Annotated in this window: 15 protein-coding genes; 6 read left to right on the top strand and 9 right to left on the bottom strand. The window is 73.6% G+C overall.

The genetic code is table 11. The annotated features are described in order from the left end of the window. The first annotated feature begins 148 nt into the window (after positions 1 to 148). Positions 149 to 1,321, top strand: coding sequence for an aromatic acid exporter family protein (locus ACV7NM_RS03090; RefSeq protein ID WP_463408761.1), 1,173 nt, complete (start codon positions 149 to 151; stop codon positions 1,319 to 1,321). A gap of 57 nt (positions 1,322 to 1,378) precedes the next feature. On the opposite strand, the gene ACV7NM_RS03095 is transcribed toward ACV7NM_RS03090, so the two are convergent. After that, positions 1,379 to 2,341 carry an anti-sigma factor RsbA family regulatory protein gene (locus tag ACV7NM_RS03095; RefSeq protein ID WP_463408762.1) on the bottom strand — a complete coding sequence of 321 codons (963 nt, stop codon included), beginning with the start codon at positions 2,339 to 2,341 and terminating at the stop codon, positions 1,379 to 1,381. Then, positions 2,338 to 3,117, bottom strand: a complete 780-nt coding sequence (locus ACV7NM_RS03100) for an MEDS domain-containing protein (RefSeq protein WP_463408763.1) — start codon at positions 3,115 to 3,117, stop codon at positions 2,338 to 2,340. Before ACV7NM_RS03100 ends, ACV7NM_RS03095 begins: the two co-directional genes overlap by 4 nt. Before the next feature lie 276 nt (positions 3,118 to 3,393). Here ACV7NM_RS03100 and ACV7NM_RS03105 point away from each other — a divergent pair, with 276 nt between their 5' ends. Both ACV7NM_RS03105 and ACV7NM_RS03110 read left to right on the top strand, forming a co-directional pair. Further along, on the top strand, positions 3,394 to 4,602 hold the full coding sequence (locus ACV7NM_RS03105; protein WP_463408764.1) for an MFS transporter: 1,209 nt from the start codon (positions 3,394 to 3,396) through the stop codon (positions 4,600 to 4,602). 96 nt (positions 4,603 to 4,698) lie between these two features. Continuing rightward, entirely contained in the window at positions 4,699 to 6,921 is a 2,223-nt protein-coding gene (locus ACV7NM_RS03110; RefSeq protein ID WP_463408765.1) for an FUSC family protein, read from the top strand. On the opposite strand, the gene ACV7NM_RS03115 is transcribed toward ACV7NM_RS03110, so the two are convergent. Both ACV7NM_RS03115 and ACV7NM_RS03120 read right to left on the bottom strand, forming a co-directional pair. Next, on the bottom strand, positions 6,857 to 8,170 hold the full coding sequence (locus ACV7NM_RS03115; RefSeq protein ID WP_463408766.1) for an RNA polymerase sigma factor: 1,314 nt from the start codon (positions 8,168 to 8,170) through the stop codon (positions 6,857 to 6,859). The genes ACV7NM_RS03110 and ACV7NM_RS03115 overlap by 65 nt on opposite strands. Further along, entirely contained in the window at positions 8,167 to 8,568 is a 402-nt protein-coding gene (locus tag ACV7NM_RS03120; protein ID WP_463408767.1) for a YciI family protein, read from the bottom strand. Before ACV7NM_RS03120 ends, ACV7NM_RS03115 begins: the two co-directional genes overlap by 4 nt. A gap of 296 nt (positions 8,569 to 8,864) precedes the next feature. Between ACV7NM_RS03120 and ACV7NM_RS03125 the strand changes: the two genes are divergently transcribed. After that, on the top strand, positions 8,865 to 9,104 hold the full coding sequence (locus tag ACV7NM_RS03125; RefSeq protein WP_463408768.1) for a hypothetical protein: 240 nt from the start codon (positions 8,865 to 8,867) through the stop codon (positions 9,102 to 9,104). Between the two features lie 132 nt (positions 9,105 to 9,236). On the opposite strand, the gene ACV7NM_RS03130 is transcribed toward ACV7NM_RS03125, so the two are convergent. After that, positions 9,237 to 10,220, bottom strand: a complete 984-nt coding sequence (locus ACV7NM_RS03130; RefSeq protein WP_463408769.1) for an aldo/keto reductase — start codon at positions 10,218 to 10,220, stop codon at positions 9,237 to 9,239. A 118-nt stretch (positions 10,221 to 10,338) separates the two neighbouring features. Here ACV7NM_RS03130 and ACV7NM_RS03135 point away from each other — a divergent pair, with 118 nt between their 5' ends. Together ACV7NM_RS03135 and ACV7NM_RS03140 are read left to right on the top strand one after the other, a co-directional pair. Beyond that, positions 10,339 to 10,953 carry a TetR family transcriptional regulator gene (locus ACV7NM_RS03135; protein ID WP_463408770.1) on the top strand — a complete coding sequence of 205 codons (615 nt, stop codon included), beginning with the start codon at positions 10,339 to 10,341 and terminating at the stop codon, positions 10,951 to 10,953. A 26-nt stretch (positions 10,954 to 10,979) separates the two neighbouring features. Next, positions 10,980 to 11,657 (top strand): nucleoside/nucleotide kinase family protein, encoded by a 678-nt coding sequence (locus ACV7NM_RS03140; RefSeq protein ID WP_463408771.1) that lies wholly within the window; start codon positions 10,980 to 10,982, stop codon positions 11,655 to 11,657. A 125-nt stretch (positions 11,658 to 11,782) separates the two neighbouring features. Here ACV7NM_RS03140 and ACV7NM_RS03145 read toward each other — a convergent pair whose 3' ends face one another. The 4 genes from ACV7NM_RS03145 to ACV7NM_RS03160 form a co-directional block, all read right to left on the bottom strand. Further along, positions 11,783 to 12,118, bottom strand: a complete 336-nt coding sequence (locus ACV7NM_RS03145; RefSeq protein ID WP_463408772.1) for an STAS domain-containing protein — start codon at positions 12,116 to 12,118, stop codon at positions 11,783 to 11,785. A gap of 1 nt (position 12,119) precedes the next feature. Beyond that, positions 12,120 to 13,388 (bottom strand): PP2C family protein-serine/threonine phosphatase, encoded by a 1,269-nt coding sequence (locus ACV7NM_RS03150; RefSeq protein ID WP_463408773.1) that lies wholly within the window; start codon positions 13,386 to 13,388, stop codon positions 12,120 to 12,122. Next, a complete protein-coding gene (locus tag ACV7NM_RS03155) occupies positions 13,388 to 14,191 on the bottom strand; it encodes an alpha/beta fold hydrolase (RefSeq protein WP_463408774.1) in 804 nt (267 codons plus the stop codon). Before ACV7NM_RS03155 ends, ACV7NM_RS03150 begins: the two co-directional genes overlap by 1 nt. A 103-nt stretch (positions 14,192 to 14,294) precedes the next feature. Beyond that, a complete protein-coding gene (locus ACV7NM_RS03160; protein WP_463408775.1) occupies positions 14,295 to 15,323 on the bottom strand; it encodes a hypothetical protein in 1,029 nt (342 codons plus the stop codon). Positions 15,324 to 15,436: the final 113 nt, after the last annotated feature.

Consider the following 15,436-nt stretch of genomic DNA (forward strand, 5'->3'; position numbering starts at 1 on the left):
CGCGAGTCCGTGACGCCGCGATTCACGATCCCCGCACGGGACTTGACGGAGCGAGTCCGGCGGTGGCCGCCGGTGGGGCATGGGACGGGGCGTTTCGGGCACAAGGGCACGATCCGATTCCGATGAGGTGCTGTGAGGTGATGCCCCCATGCCCATGAGCAGTGGCCCGGCGAGCAGTGGTCCGGCACGACGGTCATACGCGGCGGCACGCCAGGCCGTCGCGTACGTCCGCAGAGGAGCCTCGTCGCCGGGCGCCGAACGCGACGACCTGATCCGTCAGGCGAAGACGGTGGTGGCGGCGATGGTCGCCTGGGCCCTGGCGCACCGCCTGCTGCCGCCGACGGTCACGACGTTCGCGCCGTTCACCGCGATCGTCGCCCTCCAGGCGACGCTCTACCGCTCCGTGCGCGAATGCGTCCGGTACCTGGGTGCGATGGTGCTCGGCGCGGCCCTGGCCGCCGGGCTCGCGGCCGTGATGGGCATCCACGCCTGGTCCTTCGGGCTGCTCGCCCTCCTCGCGCTCGTGGCCGGCCGGGCGCGGCACCTGGGTTCCCAGGGGCTCCAGGTCGCGGTCGTCGGCTTCTTCGCCTTCACGGCGGGACACGGCCGCATCGACTACATCGGCCACCTCGCCGGTTCGGTCGCCCTCGGCGCGCTGTGCGGGCTGTCGGCGCACTTGCTGCTCGCGCCGGCCCGACACGTACGCCACCGCCAGCAGGCCGTGGCCGATCTCTACGGGAGGCTCCGGCAGGTCGTCACCGAGCTGGCGTCGGCGGTCGGTGACGGCGGCGCGCCCTCCCGGGAGCAGGTCGGGCGGTGGCGTCGCGCCTGCGACCAGGTGGCGGCGGACGCGCCGCACGTCCGGACCTCCGTGGACGCCGAGGCCGAGAACAGCCGCCTCAATCCGCGTCGCGCCGACGGGAGGGACCGGGACGTCCTGCCGCGCGCCCAGGAGGCGGTCCAGGCGGCCGACCGGAGCGCCGCGCACCTGCGCTCCCTGCTGCGCAGCCTGTCCCACTCCCTCGACTGCGGCCACGACGCCCACGTCCCGCGCCGCTTCCTGTCCGGGTACGGCGCCCTGCTGGACACGGTCGCCGCGGCGATGGCGCAGGTGGGCCGGCCCGCCCGGACCGACCTGCGGGAACTCGAAGCGCTGGTCGGGGACGGGCTGTCGCTCCACGAGGACCTGGAGTCCACCGTCCAGCAGGACACCGGTGTCCCGGCCCCGGTACGGACGCTGTGCGGCGCGCTCCTCACGGACGCCGGACGCCTGCTCCACGAGCTCCGCGGTGCGCTTCCAGAAGCCACCCCCGCCGGCTGAGGCCGCTGTCGGGCCCGGGCGGCGGGTTGTGGACGGGCTGCCGGCGGGCCCGGGACGCTAGCGCGCGATGTCCGTGTGGAGGCGGACGGTGGTTCCCCGCTCGGCCGTGGAGCGGATCTCGACGAGGTCGCACAGCTGGTGGGCGAGCCACAGGCCGCGTCCGCCGATCTGGTCGGGGGTCGGCCTGCGCCGTCCGGCCATCACGTCGGCGATGTGGCCGCGGTCGCGGAACTCGCAGAGGAACGTCGCGTCCTGCGACCACGTGCGCAGGGTTCCGCCGCCTCCGCCGTGACGGATGCTGTTGGTCGCGATCTCGGTCACGGCCACGGCCAGTTTCGGCAGCCGTTCGGCGGACACCCCGGCGTCGGCCGCGCACTGGGAGACCTTCGCCCGGATCGCGGCCAGGTCACCGTGCGTGTAGCCCATCTCCTGGTAGGGGTCGCACGGATCGGTGAGCGCGTCGAAGGGGTACTCCTCGCCGGCGAGGTAACCCTCGTTGGGTACGTACTGCCCGTCCCGGCGGATCATCGGGTGGCAGCGGCTAAGGGACCGGAGGGCGGCCTGGTCGCCGTCGGCGGCGTCGTAGGGGCAGAGCATGGACCAGGCGGGGCTCCGGGCGAAGGCCCTGTTCAGGAGCCACTCGTGGTAGCGCAGCTCGGAGAGTTGCGCGGCGCTGCGCGCCGTGCGCCAAGCCGTCTCGCCGATGCCTCGTACGGGCCTTCCGCCCTCGCCCCGCTCCCTCATCCACGCCTCCCAGACGGCGACGAGGCGGCCGGGGTTGGGTCCGATCGTCGAGGTGTCGACGAAGGTGACGGCGGGCTCGTCGGCGAGTTCGCCGCGCAGCAGGGACGTCTTGTCGGAGGGAACGGCGACCACCACCGCCTCCCCGCCGTCCAGGGCTTCGTGGATGAAGCCGAGGGTGCCCGACAGGAACTGCGCGTCCCCGTCGTAGGGGTACAGCTCGTGACGGAACGGGGTCTCGTTCCGCCCGGACGCCCGCCGGGGCACGGTCTCGCTCATGCGGCCATCACCACCGGCATGCCGGGGGCCGCGTAGCCGGCGAGTTCCCAACACAGGCGCACGGTGTCGTTGGCGCCTTCCACGATGATCCGGCGGTCCGGCAGATGGCGGGCGGCCTCGACGAGCGCGTGCATGCCGGCGGCGTCGATCATCTCCAGGGTGTCGAACCGCAGCCTCACCTTGGGTGTGTGCCGTATCGCTGCCCGTACGGCGGCGTTGAACGCCGCCGCGCCTTCCGAGTCGATCACTCCGTCTACGCTCCACCTGTCCGCGCCGCTGCTGAACATCCGGAAGGCCGGACGTTCCGCGCGAATGCCCATCTCGTGCGGGTGCACGCATGCCACCCGTTCCAGAGTAGGCGCGTCCCACAGCGACGGGCGGAACGCGCACACCACCATGGCGCCGCTCTCGGAGGCGAACTCGTCGAGCTTGAGTTCTTGGGCCAGCAGTTCCTCGGCGCCGCCGGCCGCCGTCGCGGGCATCCGCTCGGCGAGCACCCGAACCGAGCGGAACCCTTCCCGAGCCGCGGAACGGGCTTCGCGGCGCACAGCGGCCAGGACCGAGTCGGGGTCGGCGGGACCGCGGAAGTCGAGGATCACGGAAGCGAGGGACACGGTGTCACGCGGGACGCCGGAGGCGACCCCGGCGGGCCCGACGACCACGATCTTGTCCCCGTAGAGGGCTCCGTCGGCCACGTAGGCCCGCGCGTCGGCGGGGAACGCGCCCCCGGGCCCCATGCGCCAGCAGACGTGGTCGCCGTGCTCGACCTCGTCCAAGGTAGCCAGTGCTCGCGCCGCTCTCACTCGTCCCCTTCCGGCCCTGCCGAACCACCCGGCCCGCTCGGGCCCCACCGGTACGCCACCCTACTGGGCGCCGCATGCCGGCCGGAGGGGGCCGTGCCCGGCGCACCGCCGGCGGGGTGCTCCACGCCCTGCGACTGCCCGCCCCGGGCGGCGTCAACCATCGACGGCCGCGGGCGGGCAGCGGCGCACCGACCTGCCGGGCGCGGACCACGAGAGGCGGCCCGCGGCCCCGCGCCTAGGGTGTTGTCCATGACACGGACCGGCGCCCCGTCCCGTACCCGTCGCCCGCGCCGGCTCGGCTACGGGGGCGCCGGGGCGGTGTTCGCCATCGGCATGGCCGGTACGACGCTGCCCACCCCGCTGTACGGGCTGTACCGGCAGGAGCTGGGTTTCTCGGAGCTGACGGTGACCCTGGTCTTCGCCGCCTACGCGGTCGGCGTGATCTTCACCCTCTTGGTGGCCGGGGGCTACTCCGACGAGGCGGGGCGCCGCCCGGTCCTGCTCTACGCGCTCGCCCTGGGCGCCCTGAGCGCGGTCTGCTTCCTCCTGGAGGGCGGGTTGCCGCTGCTGTTCGCGGGGCGGGTGCTGTCGGGGTTCTCTGCCGGGCTGCTCAGTGGGGTGGGGACGGTCGCGGTGCTGGAGCTGGCTCCGCCGGGGCGCAAGGCGCGGGCGGCTCTCGTCGCGACGGCGGCCAACATGGGCGGGCTGGGGTGCGGCGCGCTGCTCGCGGGGGTGTTGGCCGAGTACGCCCCGGCTCCGCTCGTCCTCCCCTTCGTCACCCATCTGGCCCTGCTGGCGGTGGCGTGTGTGATGGTGTGGGCGCTGCCCGAGACGGTGGACGATGCCCGCCCGGGGGCTCGGCTTCGGCCTCAGGGCCTCTCGGTACCGGCGTCCGTCCGCGGGGTGTTCGTGCCCTGCGCGCTGGCGGCCTTCGCCGGATTCGCGCTGCTCGGGCTGTTCACGTCGCTGGCCCCGAGCTTCCTGGCCGAGACCCTGGGCGTGCGCAACCACGCGGTGGTGGGGCTCGTGGTGTTCTCGGTGTTCTTCTCTTCGACGGTGGGTCAGTGGCTGGTGGGACATCTGGCGGTCGCGCGGGCGCTGCCGCTGGGTTGTCTCGTCCTGGTGGTCGGTCTGCTGCTGGTCGCCTCCTCGCTCTGGGTCGAGTCCGCCACGCTGCTGGTGGCGGGCGCCGTTTTCGGCGGGCTGGGGCAGGGCGTGGCCTTCCGCGCGGGGCTGAGCGCGGTGGGCGACGCGGCGCCGGCCGCGCACCGGGGCGCCACGATCTCCTCGTTCTTCGTGGTCGCCTACACGGGCATCTCACTGCCGGTGGTGGGCGTCGGCGCCCTGACATTGTGGCTGGGGCTGGTGGGGGCGGGGCTGACGTTCAGCGCGTGCGCGATCGTGGTGACCGCCGCCACGGGCCTGTACCTGCTGCGCCACGCGCCCACCTCGTCCTGAGGCGCTCGTCCGACGGCGCTGTCGGCGCCCGCCGGCGCAAGCGGGCGGTGATGAGACACCCTGAGACCGGGACCGTGAACGGCGGGCGGAGACCACATGGACATCCCCACGGAGCCTGGCACCGGAACGGATGCGGGCACCGGTACGGGCAAGGGAGGCGGCGGCGCGGGCCACCGGACCTGGCGGGCGCTGACGGCGTTGCGCACCGGGACCGGCGCGCTGCCCGCCGCGGCCCGCAGGTCCGTGCGCGTCACCCTCGCCGCTTGCGTCGGCTTCTACACCTTCCTCTACGTCTTGGGTCTCCCGGTGCCCGCCACCTACGCGCTGTTCGCCGCCGTCGCGCTGGCCGTGCTGTCCCGGATACCGGGCGCGGGACGTCAGCGGTCGGCGCAGCTCGTGCGGGTGTTGCCGGTGGCGTGCGTGCTGGTCACCCTCGGCACCTTGCTCGCCGTGCGGAACTGGGCGGCCGTGGCCGGCATGCTCGTCATCGGTTTCTGCCTGGCCTTCGGGTCGGCGGCCGGACCGCGCCAGGCCGGGGCCGCGCCGGGCCTGCAGTTGCTGTTCATCCTGCCCTGCTTCCCCCCGTACGCCCCCGACGAGCTGGGCGAGCGGCTCCTGGGGACCGTCGTCGGAATCCTCCTGCTCGTCATCGCCGAGGCATGGGTGCTGCCCGATCCGCCCGAGCCCCCCTACCTCGACCGGGTGGCCGGGGCGGCCGAGGTCGCGGCCCGGTGCGCGGCAGCGCTGGCTGCGCCGCCCTACGCGCTGTCGCGGGCGGCGGCGGAAGAGGCCGTCGCTGCCGGTGACTCGTTGCGGCCCTCCCGGTGTCCGGAAGCGGAGCGGCCCGCCGGGCCCGGGGTCCGCGAGCGGGCGTCGGCCCACAGCGGTCTCGGCGCGCGGACGCTCCTCGCCCGGCTGCACGCGCTGCCCGTCCCGGCGGCGGGCGTCACGCCGCTGCCGGAAAGCCTCGGCCTGCTCCGGGGTGTGGAGGCCGCGGCGCGGGAGATCGGCGCGCTCCTGACGGCCCCGTCCCCCGAGCCCGCGCGCTCCGGCGAGCTCGACGGGGAGGCCCTGGCCGCCCTGGGGCGGGCGCGCGCCGGGGCGGCGACCACCGTCCCGCCGCTGCCGGCCGACCGGCGCCGGCAGGCGAGCGTGCTGGAGGTGGCCGACGCCGCGCTGGTGCTGGGCGAGGCGGTGGACATCGCCGTCCGGGGTCGCCGCGCCGCCGGCGAGGGGCGTGACGCGCGACGTTTTTGGTACGCCCACCGCAGTACGCCCTATCTGTGGTGGCACCGGCTGGCCGCTCACGCGGGACCGAGGTCGGTGTACTTCCAGAACGCCGTGCGGATCGCGCTCGCGCTCGCGGTCGCCCGGACGATCGCGGGGCTGGACACCCTGCCCCACGGCTTCTGGGCCATGCTGGCGGTGCTGAGCCTGACCCGCACCACGGCCGTCCAGACCAGACACACCGTCCGCAGCGCCCTGATCGGTACCTTCCTCGGCGCGACGGCGGCGGGCGCCGTCTTGACCCTGGCGGGCTCGGCGAGCACCGCGTACGCGTTCATCCTGCCGCCCCTGATGCTCTTCGCCTTCACCACCGGTCCGTTGCACGGCATCGGGTGGGGGCAGGCGATGTTCACCAACGTGGTGGCCATGGCCTTCGCCCAGCTGTCGCCGTCCGACTGGAGACTGGCCGAGTACCGGTTCCTCGACGTGCTCATCGGGAGCGGCATCGGTCTGGTCTTCGGTCTGCTGGCGTGGCCGCGCGGGGCGCACGACGAGCTGGGCCGGGCCGTGGCGCGGCTGCTGCGGGCCGCCGCCGGCGAGGTCACGGCCACCACCCGGGGCGCCGGGCCCGCCGAGCCCGAGGACTTCGACAGCGCCGAGGTCCTACGGGCGCTGACCCTCGCCGAGTCCGCGTACGCGCAGTACCAGGGCGAAGCCCAACGGCCAGCCGGGCCGGGCCCCGACTGGCAGGGTGCGCTGATGGCCGGTCACCACGTCCTGTGGGGCGCCCGGCGGGTCCGCGCGTCGCCGGGCGGCGCACCGCCCGCGCCGGTCGCCGAGCGGCGGATGCGGGACTACGGCGCGTGGGTGGCCGAGGGATTCGTGACCGCGTCCGAGCGCTACGACGTGCTCCGACGCGCGAGCGCGCCGCCGGGGCGGTCTCCCGCCGGCTCCGGACCCGAGGAGGCCGACTCCTCCCTCGACGCTCCGCCGCGCTATTACACCGCCCTGGCCTGGCTCGACTTCCTCACCGCCGACCTGGTCCGCATGGCGGCGTCGCATCCGGCGCAGCGCCGGCCGGTCCCGCCGTGACCTCGTCGGGGCCGGCGGCGAGGCGGGCCGCCCGGAGGCTGAGATAGTCCCGTTCGGGGAGGCTCGCGGTGCGCCGGGCGGCGGCGCGGTAGTCGGCGACGGCGGCCTCGTGGTCCCCGGCCAGCTCGTGGAGGTGGCCGCGTACCGCGTACAGGCGATGGTGTTCCCGAAGGTCCGGCGCGGCGGCGAGCAGGGAGAGTCCGGCGCGCGGACCGTCGACCATCGCGGTCGCTACGGCCCGGTTCAAGGTGATCAGCGGATTGTCCGACATCCGCTCCAGGACCCCGTACAGGGCGAGGATCTGCGGCCAGTCGGTCTCCCGCGCGGTGGGGGCCTCGTCGTGGACGGCCGCGATGGCGGCCTGCACCTGGTAGGGGCCGACGGGGCCCCGCGGCAGGGCGGCGGTGATCAGCGCGACGCCCTCGGCGATCGCGGTGGCGTCCCAGCGGGTGCGGTCCTGCTCCGCGAGCGGGACGAGTTCGCCGCCGGGCCCGGTGCGGGCCGGCCCTCGGGCGTCGGTGAGGAGCATCAGCGCGAGCAGTCCGGTGACCTCAGCGTCGTCCGGGAGCAGCGCGTGGACGGCCCTGGCCAGGCGGATCGCCTCCCGGGCGAGCTCGACGCGTTGCAGGTCGGGACCGGCGCTGCCGGCGTAGCCCTCGTTGAAGATCAGGTACAGCACGTGCAGCACCGCGTCCAACCGGGCCGGCCACTCGTCGGCGCCGGGCATCCGCAACGGCACGCCCGAGGTCTTGATCAGCTGCTTGGCCCGGCTGATCCGCCGACCCATGGTCGCCTCCGGCACCATGAAGGCGCGGGCGATCTCCCCCGTCGTCAGCCCGCCCACCGTGCGCAGGGTGAGGGCGATCGCGGAGGCGGACGAGAGCGACGGGTGGCAGCACAGGAACAGCAGGGTGAGGGTGTCGTCGCGACCGGCCCGGTCCTCGGCGTCCGCGGGCGGAGCGGTCTGCCGGCCGGCCGGGACCCGCGCGGCCACCAGGTCCTCCCTGCGCCGCCGCGCCCGCTCGCCGCGCACCTGCTCGGTCATCCGCCGGATCGCGACCTGGATCAGCCAGCCGCGCGGGTTGTGCGGCAGCCCCTCTTCGGGCCACTGGCGGGCGGCGTCCAGCAAGGCCTCCTGCGTGGCGTCCTCGGCGGCGGCGAAGTCGCCGTAACGGCGGGTGAGTACGCCGACGACCTGCGGCGCGAGTACGCGCAGCAGGTCCTCGACGGTGCGGTCGGCAGTGGTCACAGCTCGGCGGGCGGCGCCGACATCACCTGACGCACCTCGATCGGCATGTTCAGCGGCCGACCGCCGGGCCCGGGTGCGGCGGAGACGCACGCGGCGATCTCGATGGCCCGCTCCTCGCCGTCACAGTCCACGATCCACCAGCCGGCCAGGAACTCCTTCGTCTCCGGGAACGGTCCCTCGGTGATCACCGGCGCACCGCCGGCGTGCGAGCGGACGATGCGCGCGTTCTCCGGCATCGCCAGGCCCTGGGCGTCGACCAGCTCACCGGTCTCGGCCAGCTTCCGGTTGGTGTCCTTCATGAAGCCGATGTGGGCCCGCAACTCCTCGGGCTTCCACTCCTCGATCCCCGGGAAGTCGACGCTCTTCTGGCTGAACTGCATCAGCAGCATGTACTTCATGGTCCGTGCCTCGTCTCGTCTGGTGCGCCGGCCCTCGTCGCGTCGGAGGGCCGCTCTCACGGGGAGGTAGAAACAGGTTCCGGGATTGCGACATCCCCGCCGGAGGATTTCGAAAAAAGTTAGCGGATGGGAGGTCCGCCTCCACCGCGGCGCCCCCTTGGCGCGGGACGGGCGACCCCCGCCGTCGCCTGCCGCTGGGCGGGCGGGCGAAGGCGGTGCCAGGGTGGAACCTGTGGCTCCTCGGGCGGCCATCGAGCCGTGGAGGGAGCGCCACGCGGACAGCGAGGAGGCTGACGATGACCGAATCCGCGAGCGGCGGGTCCTATTGGAACGTGGTCGTGTCACCCGTCATGGCGGGCAGCCCGCCGTTTCGGATCGTCCAGGTCCACGGGGAGGTGGCGGGCCGGGCGCACGACGTGGTCGACGTGGTCCAGCTGCTGCGGGCCGTCGGCATCCCGCACCCCGACCTCGACGACCCGTCGGTGGTGCGCTGGGAAGGCGGCGACAAGTTCACCTGGGGCTTGCGGCACAAGTGACCAGGGGCCCGACCCGCAGGCGGCGATGAGGAGGGGCCGCCGACGGCCGTGCGGGCCGGAGGGGCGACCGGCCGTCCCGGAAACTCCGCCGCAGGGTCCCGGGCGCGCCGGCCGCCGGCCCGCGTGAGTCGGTCAGCCGTTCAGCGCGGCCATCATCTCGGGGGCGTAGCGGTCGCCCGAGACGGCGCCGTGCGGGGCCACCGCGTCGAGGGCGGCCAGGTCGGCGTCGGTGATCGTCACGTCGGTGGCGGCGATGTTCTCCTCCAGGTAGCGGCGCCGCTTGGTGCCGGGGATGGGCACCGCGCCCTGGCTCAGCGTCCAGGCCAGGGCGAGCTGGGAGGGGGTGACGCCCTTCTCCGCCGCCAGCCGGCGCACCTGGGCGACGAGGGCCAGGTTGCGGTCGAAGTTCTCGCCCTGGAAGCGGGGGTCGGTGCGGCGGAAGTCGTCGGCCGCGAAGTCGTCCGGGCTGGTGACGGCGCCGGAGAGGAACCCCCGGCCCAGCGGGGAGTAGGCGACGAGGCCGATGCCGAGTTCGCGCAGGGTCTCCAGGACGCCGTCGTGCTCGATGCCGCGCTCGAAGAGGCTGTACTCGGTCTGTACCGCGGCCAGCGGGTGGACGGCGTGGGCGCGGGCGATGGTGGCGGGCGCGACCTCGCAGAGGCCGATGTGGCGCACCTTGCCCGCGGCCACCAGCTCGGCCATGGCGCCGACGCTCTCCTCGACGGGCACGGCCGGGTCGACGCGGTGCAGGTAGTACAGGTCGATGTGGTCGGTGCCCAGGTGGCGCAGCGAGCGGTCGGCGGCGTGGCGGATGTACTCCGGGGTGCCGTTGTGGCCGCGGAATTCGCCCTGGTCGCTGAATTCGACGCCGGTCTTGGTGGCGACCACGGCAGCGTCCCGGCGGCCCGCGAGCGCCTTGCCGAGGAGTTGTTCGTTGATGAAGGGGCCGTACCCTTCGGCGGTGTCGAGCAGGGTGACGCCCAATTCGAGGGCCCGGTCGATGGTGGCGAGGGACTCGATGTCGTCCGTGGCCCCGTAGTGGGCGCTCATGCCCATGAGGCCGAGGCCCTCGGCGCCTACGGTGAGGCCCTGGTTGCCCAGCGTGCGCTTCTCCATGGTGTTTCCCTTCCGCTCCCGCCGCTTCCGCCGGGTAAGTAACTAACTGGATAGTTCGAGAATGGTGCAGCTACCGTACTTTGTCAATAACCGGATAGTTACTTGCTAGGCTGGCGCCATGGCACGGGACTCCAGCGCAACAAGGGCACGGCTCCTCGACGCGGCCTTCGCCGAGTTCGCGGCGTACGGCATCGCCGGCGCCCGCGTCGACCGCATCGCGGAGGCCGCGCAGGCGAACAAGCGGCTCATCTACGTCTACTTCGGCAACAAGGAGGAGCTCTTCGACGCCGTCCTGCGACGCGCCCTTGAGAGCGGTTCCGAAACGGTGCCGTTCGACGCGGGGGACCTCCCCGGCTACGCGGGCGCCGTCTACGACCACCTCGTGGAGCGACCCTCCCTGATGCGGCTCGTGGCGTGGAAGCAATTGGAGCGTCCCGGGGTCACCGATGCCGAGGCCGAGTCCTACCGCGGCAAGATCGCGATGGTGGAGGAGGCCCAGCGGGCCGGACTGATCGACCCCGCGCCGGACCCCGCCGATCTGCTGACCCTGGTGATGGGGCTCGCCCAGTCATGGTTCGGCGCGGTGGGCGGCCCGGCGGGGGGCGCGTCGGAAACCGGCTGGTCACCGGAGCGACTGGCCCGTCACCGCACGGCGGTCGTGGAGTCCGTACGCCGCGTCACGGCCCCGGCCCCGGCCCCGGCCCCGGCCCCGGCTCCGACTCCCGCCCCGTGAGCCGAGCGGTCACGGAGGCCTGAAGGATGGACACGGCAGCGCTGGAGGCACGGGCCCGCTTGCTCGCGACGGCGGGCGGCCGTCGCATCCTGGGCATCGCGGGAGCGCCGGGCGCGGGGAAGTCCACGCTCGCGGAGGAACTGGCCCGCGCATTGGGTCCGGGGTCGGCGGTGGTGGTGCCGATGGACGGTTTCCACCTGGCGCGGGCCGAGCTGGAACGGCTGGGCCGGGCCGATCGCAAGGGCGCGCCCGACACCTTCGACGCGGCGGGGTACGTGGCCCTGCTGGAACGGCTGCGCGAGCGGGCGGCCGATGCCGTATACGCCCCCGCGTTCGACCGCACCCTGGAGGAACCCGTCGCCGGGAGCATCCGGGTGGAGCCCGACGTACCGCTGGTGATCACGGAAGGCAACTACCTGCTGCACGGGGCGGGGGCCTGGGCGAGGGTCAGGCCGCTGCTCGACGAGGCGTGGTTCGTCGCCCCCGACGACACGGTACGGGTGCGGCGGCTGGTCGAGCGTCATGTGCGGCACGGCAAGGAGGAGGCGTACGCCCGGCGTTGGGTGGCCCGCTCCGACGAGGCGAACGCCCGCCTGATCGCACCGGGGCGCGGCCTGGCGGATCTCGTCGTCGAGGAGGACGGGTGCCGAGAACCCCGTCGGCCTCGGGCGCATCTCCCCCGGACGCCGCCGGATCCCTCGTAACCACCCGGTCCGTGGCCGCCCGGTCGTCGGCACCGGGTCCCTCCGGCGCCCACGCACGAGCGACCGGGGCCGACGGGCGATTCGCCCGGCCGCTGTGCGGGGCCCGGCGTCGGCGGAGGCGGCGCTCAGCCCCCGCCCGGCGGCTCCGGTTCGTGACGGCCGAAGACCTGATCGAGTCCGACGATGCCCAGTACCCGGGTGATGTTGTCCGGTACGGCGGCGAGCGCCATGGCCGCCTGCGCGGCCGCCGCCCGGTTGTGGGCGGTGATCAGGGCACTGATCCCGCTGGAATCGCAGAACTCCAGGCCTCCCAGGTCCAGGACCAGCAGCTCGCCCGGGGCGAGGGTGATCTCGTCCACGGCCTGACGCAGGCGGGGCGCGGTGTCGAAGTCAAGGTCACCGGTGACTCGCAGTACGGGACCGCTGTCGGCGTCTCGGACGGTGATCGTCAACGGGCTCATGTCAGGTCGTGGCTCCGGGTTGTGTCGGGGATGTGGGAACGCCGAGGGCGAGGAGGGCGGTGTCGTCGTCCAGCCCGTCGCCGAACCCGGCGAGCAGACCGGTCAGGGCGCCGACCAGCCCGTGCGGGCCGACGGCGGGGTGCGCGGCGGCGAAGTCGCGCAGCGCCTCGTCACCGTACAGTTCGCGGCTCTCCCCGATACGGGCCTCCGTCAGGCCGTCGGTGTAGAGGAGGAGCGTGTCACCCGGCCCGAGGACGGTCCGGGCGGCCGCGAACGGAGCGCTGGGCATGATACCGACCAGCAGACCGCCGGGGGTGGAGAGGTACTCGGCCCGACCGTCCGCGCGCACCAGGAGCGCCGGCGGGTGACCGCCGGAGGCCAAGTCGACGGTGACGGTGTCGCCCTCGGGTTCCAGTACCCCGAATATGGCGGTGCAGTAGCGGGGGTCGGCCCCGGTGTACCGCTCGTGCAGGACGGCGTTGAGCGTGGTGAGCGCGGCGATGGGATCGGGGTCGTGCAGGGCGGCGGCGCGCAGGGTGTACCGCGTCAGGGAGGTCACGGCGGCGGCCTCGGGGCCCTTGCCGCAGACGTCCCCGAGGAAGAAGGCCCAGCGTTTGCCGTCGATCGGGAACAGGTCGTAGAAGTCGCCACCGAGCCGGTCCAGGGAGGCGGTGTGGTAGTACGACGCCGCCTCCATGCCCGGTACGTCGGGGAGCGTGGTGGGCAGCAGGCTCTGCTGGAGGACCGCCAGTGCCTCCTGGAGCCGTTGGCGGTCGGCTTCGGCCTGGGCCCGTGCTTCCTCCGCGGCCTTCTGGCGGCGCAACAGCTCCGTCTCGTAGGCGCGTCGTTCGCTCGCGTCGAAGACGGTGGTACGGATCAGCAGGGGCTCGCCCTCGCCGCCGGTCTTGACCACGGAGCTGACCAGGACCGGAAGGCGGCCGCCGGCCGCCTTGATCTCGAAGGCGATGCCGCTGACCTCCCCCCGCATGCGCAGCAACGGGGCGAAGTGGGTCTCGTGGTAGAGCTTGCCGCCGACCGTCAGCAGGTCGGCGAAGCGCATGCGGCCCACGACGTCCTCGCGGTCCAGGCCGAGCCAGGTCAGCAGGGTGGTGTTGATCTTGGCGATCGTGCCGTCGAGGAGGGTGGAGAGGTAACCGCAGGGGGAGGACTCGTACAGGTCCTCCACGCTGTCCTCCAACAGGGAGGTGAACAGGGCGTCGGTACCGGCCTTGTCTCCGGGCTGCTCGGCGCTGTGCCCGGTACAGGACATCACCGCAACATCCGGGCGAAGGCGAGGATCTCCGCGCTCGTGGCCTCGGGGGCGCTCAGCTGGGGGCAGTGGCCGGTGGCGTCCAGGGTGACCAGGCGGCTTCCGGGGATGGCGGCGTGCACGTAGGCACCCACCTCGCGCGGGGCTATCACGTCCTGGGAACACTCCAGCACGAGCGTGGGGACGGAGACCTTCTTGAGGTCGTCGCGGCTGTCGGTGAGGAACGTGGCGCGGGCGAAGACGCGCGCGATGTCGGGGTCGGTGGCGCAGAAGGCGGCGGTGAGTTCCGCGCCGAGTTCGGGCCGCTCCGGGTTGCCCATGATGACGGGCGCCATTGCCGCGGACCAGCCCAGATAGTTGGATTCCAGTGCTTCGAGCAGTTCGTCGATGTCGTCGGCGCCGAAGCCGCCGCGGTAGCCCTCGTCGTCGATGTAACGAGGTGAGGGACCCACCATGACGAGGGAGGAGAACCGCGAGGGGGCGGCCTGCGCGGCGAGCACGCCGATCATGGCGCTGACCGAGTGGCCGACGAACACCACGTCCCGCAGATCGAGCTCGTCACAGATCTCCACCACGTCCCGCGCGTAACCGTCCAACGAGGCGTAGCGTTCCTCGTCCCACGCGGAGAGGTCCGAGCGGCCCGAGCCCACGTAGTCGAACCGCACCACACGGAATTCCTCCGCCAGCGCGGGCACCACCAACCGCCACATGTTCTGGTCGCAGCCGAACCCGTGCGCCAGCATGATGACGGGGGCGTCCTCGCGTCCGCTCACCGTGACGTTGTTCCTGCGGAGGATGTCCATGTCCATATCCTCCCATCCCGCCCCACGGGACCCGAGGGCGCCTCCCCACACCGCCCGCGGGGCGCTCCGCGGGCGGTGTGGGCGCCACCACCGGTAGGGCCGGCTACGGGCGGGAGGCGACGGCGTCGGCCCGTCGGGGCGGGGTGAGCCGCAGTTTCGTCACCACGGCCGGGACCGCGATCTCCAGGGTCAGGTCCTGGTCCGTCGTCCACGCCTGGGTGGTGACCTCGGCCGGCCCCGTGGCGAAGCGGGCGCTCATCGCCGGGTCGGTGATTGCCTGCCAGGGCACGGGTTTGCCGGGGGCGCAGACGACGATGACACTGTAGTAACTCGTCACGGCCCCCGCGTACCGCTTCTGGTCCAGGCGCCCGGACAGGTCGAGGTCGGCAGGTTTGGAGCAGGTGGCCGTGCCGTGCACCGTGACCAGCCCGTCGGCGGTCACCACCGCGTCCCGGGCCGTCGTGAAGGCGACGCGCAGGACCGGGGGCGCCGGACGGTTCTTCAGGTGGACGCGTCCGTGGGCGGCGGCCGGCGCGCCGTCGCAGCGGCTGTCGAAGGTGGCGTCGAAGTCCTCGACCCAGCCGTTGGTGCCGAGCTTCACCTTGGTGACGGTGAAGTCGGCTTTCAAAGACCGGCAGAACCCGCCGGCGCCGGTGAGGCCGAGGGCAGGGCCGGTGCCGGGACCGTTGCCGTTGAAGGGGTCGTACAAGGTGGCCCCGATGTAGGTCCCGGCGGTGAGCTTCGTGCCCGGGGCCACGGCCAGGTCGACGGACCACGAGCTGCCGTCCGCCGCCTCCACCCGCAACCCGACGTGGCTGCCGTCCGGGTCGCCGTAGGCCCGCAACCGGTCGTGTCCGGCGGAGAAGGCCAGGGACCGGCCGCCGGTGATGTGTTCCCCGGGGTCGCCGACCAGGCTCAACGAGCCCTCGTCGACGGGCTGTTGCTCGACCGCCGAGGCCGGGGTCCCCGAGGTGGCTCCCGTGACCGTCAGCCCGAACAGCAGCCCGGTCGCGAACGCCGCGCGTGCGAAGGCGCGCCGCACCCCCGCACGTCCGACCCGTCCCGTACGCCCCCCACTTCCCGCACTGCCCGCACTTCCCGCATGTCCCGCGCTGCCCGCACGTCCGCTCATCGAGGAGTCCTCCCGCGTTCCGCTCGTGGCGCTCCGGACCGTCGAGAGTAGGCCCGGGCGACGGCGCCGGTGCGGGAGTGGCCTGGAGTCGCGGCTGGTTGTCCCGAACCGCT

The organism is Streptomyces sp. Tek67B01 (assembly GCF_055231995.1).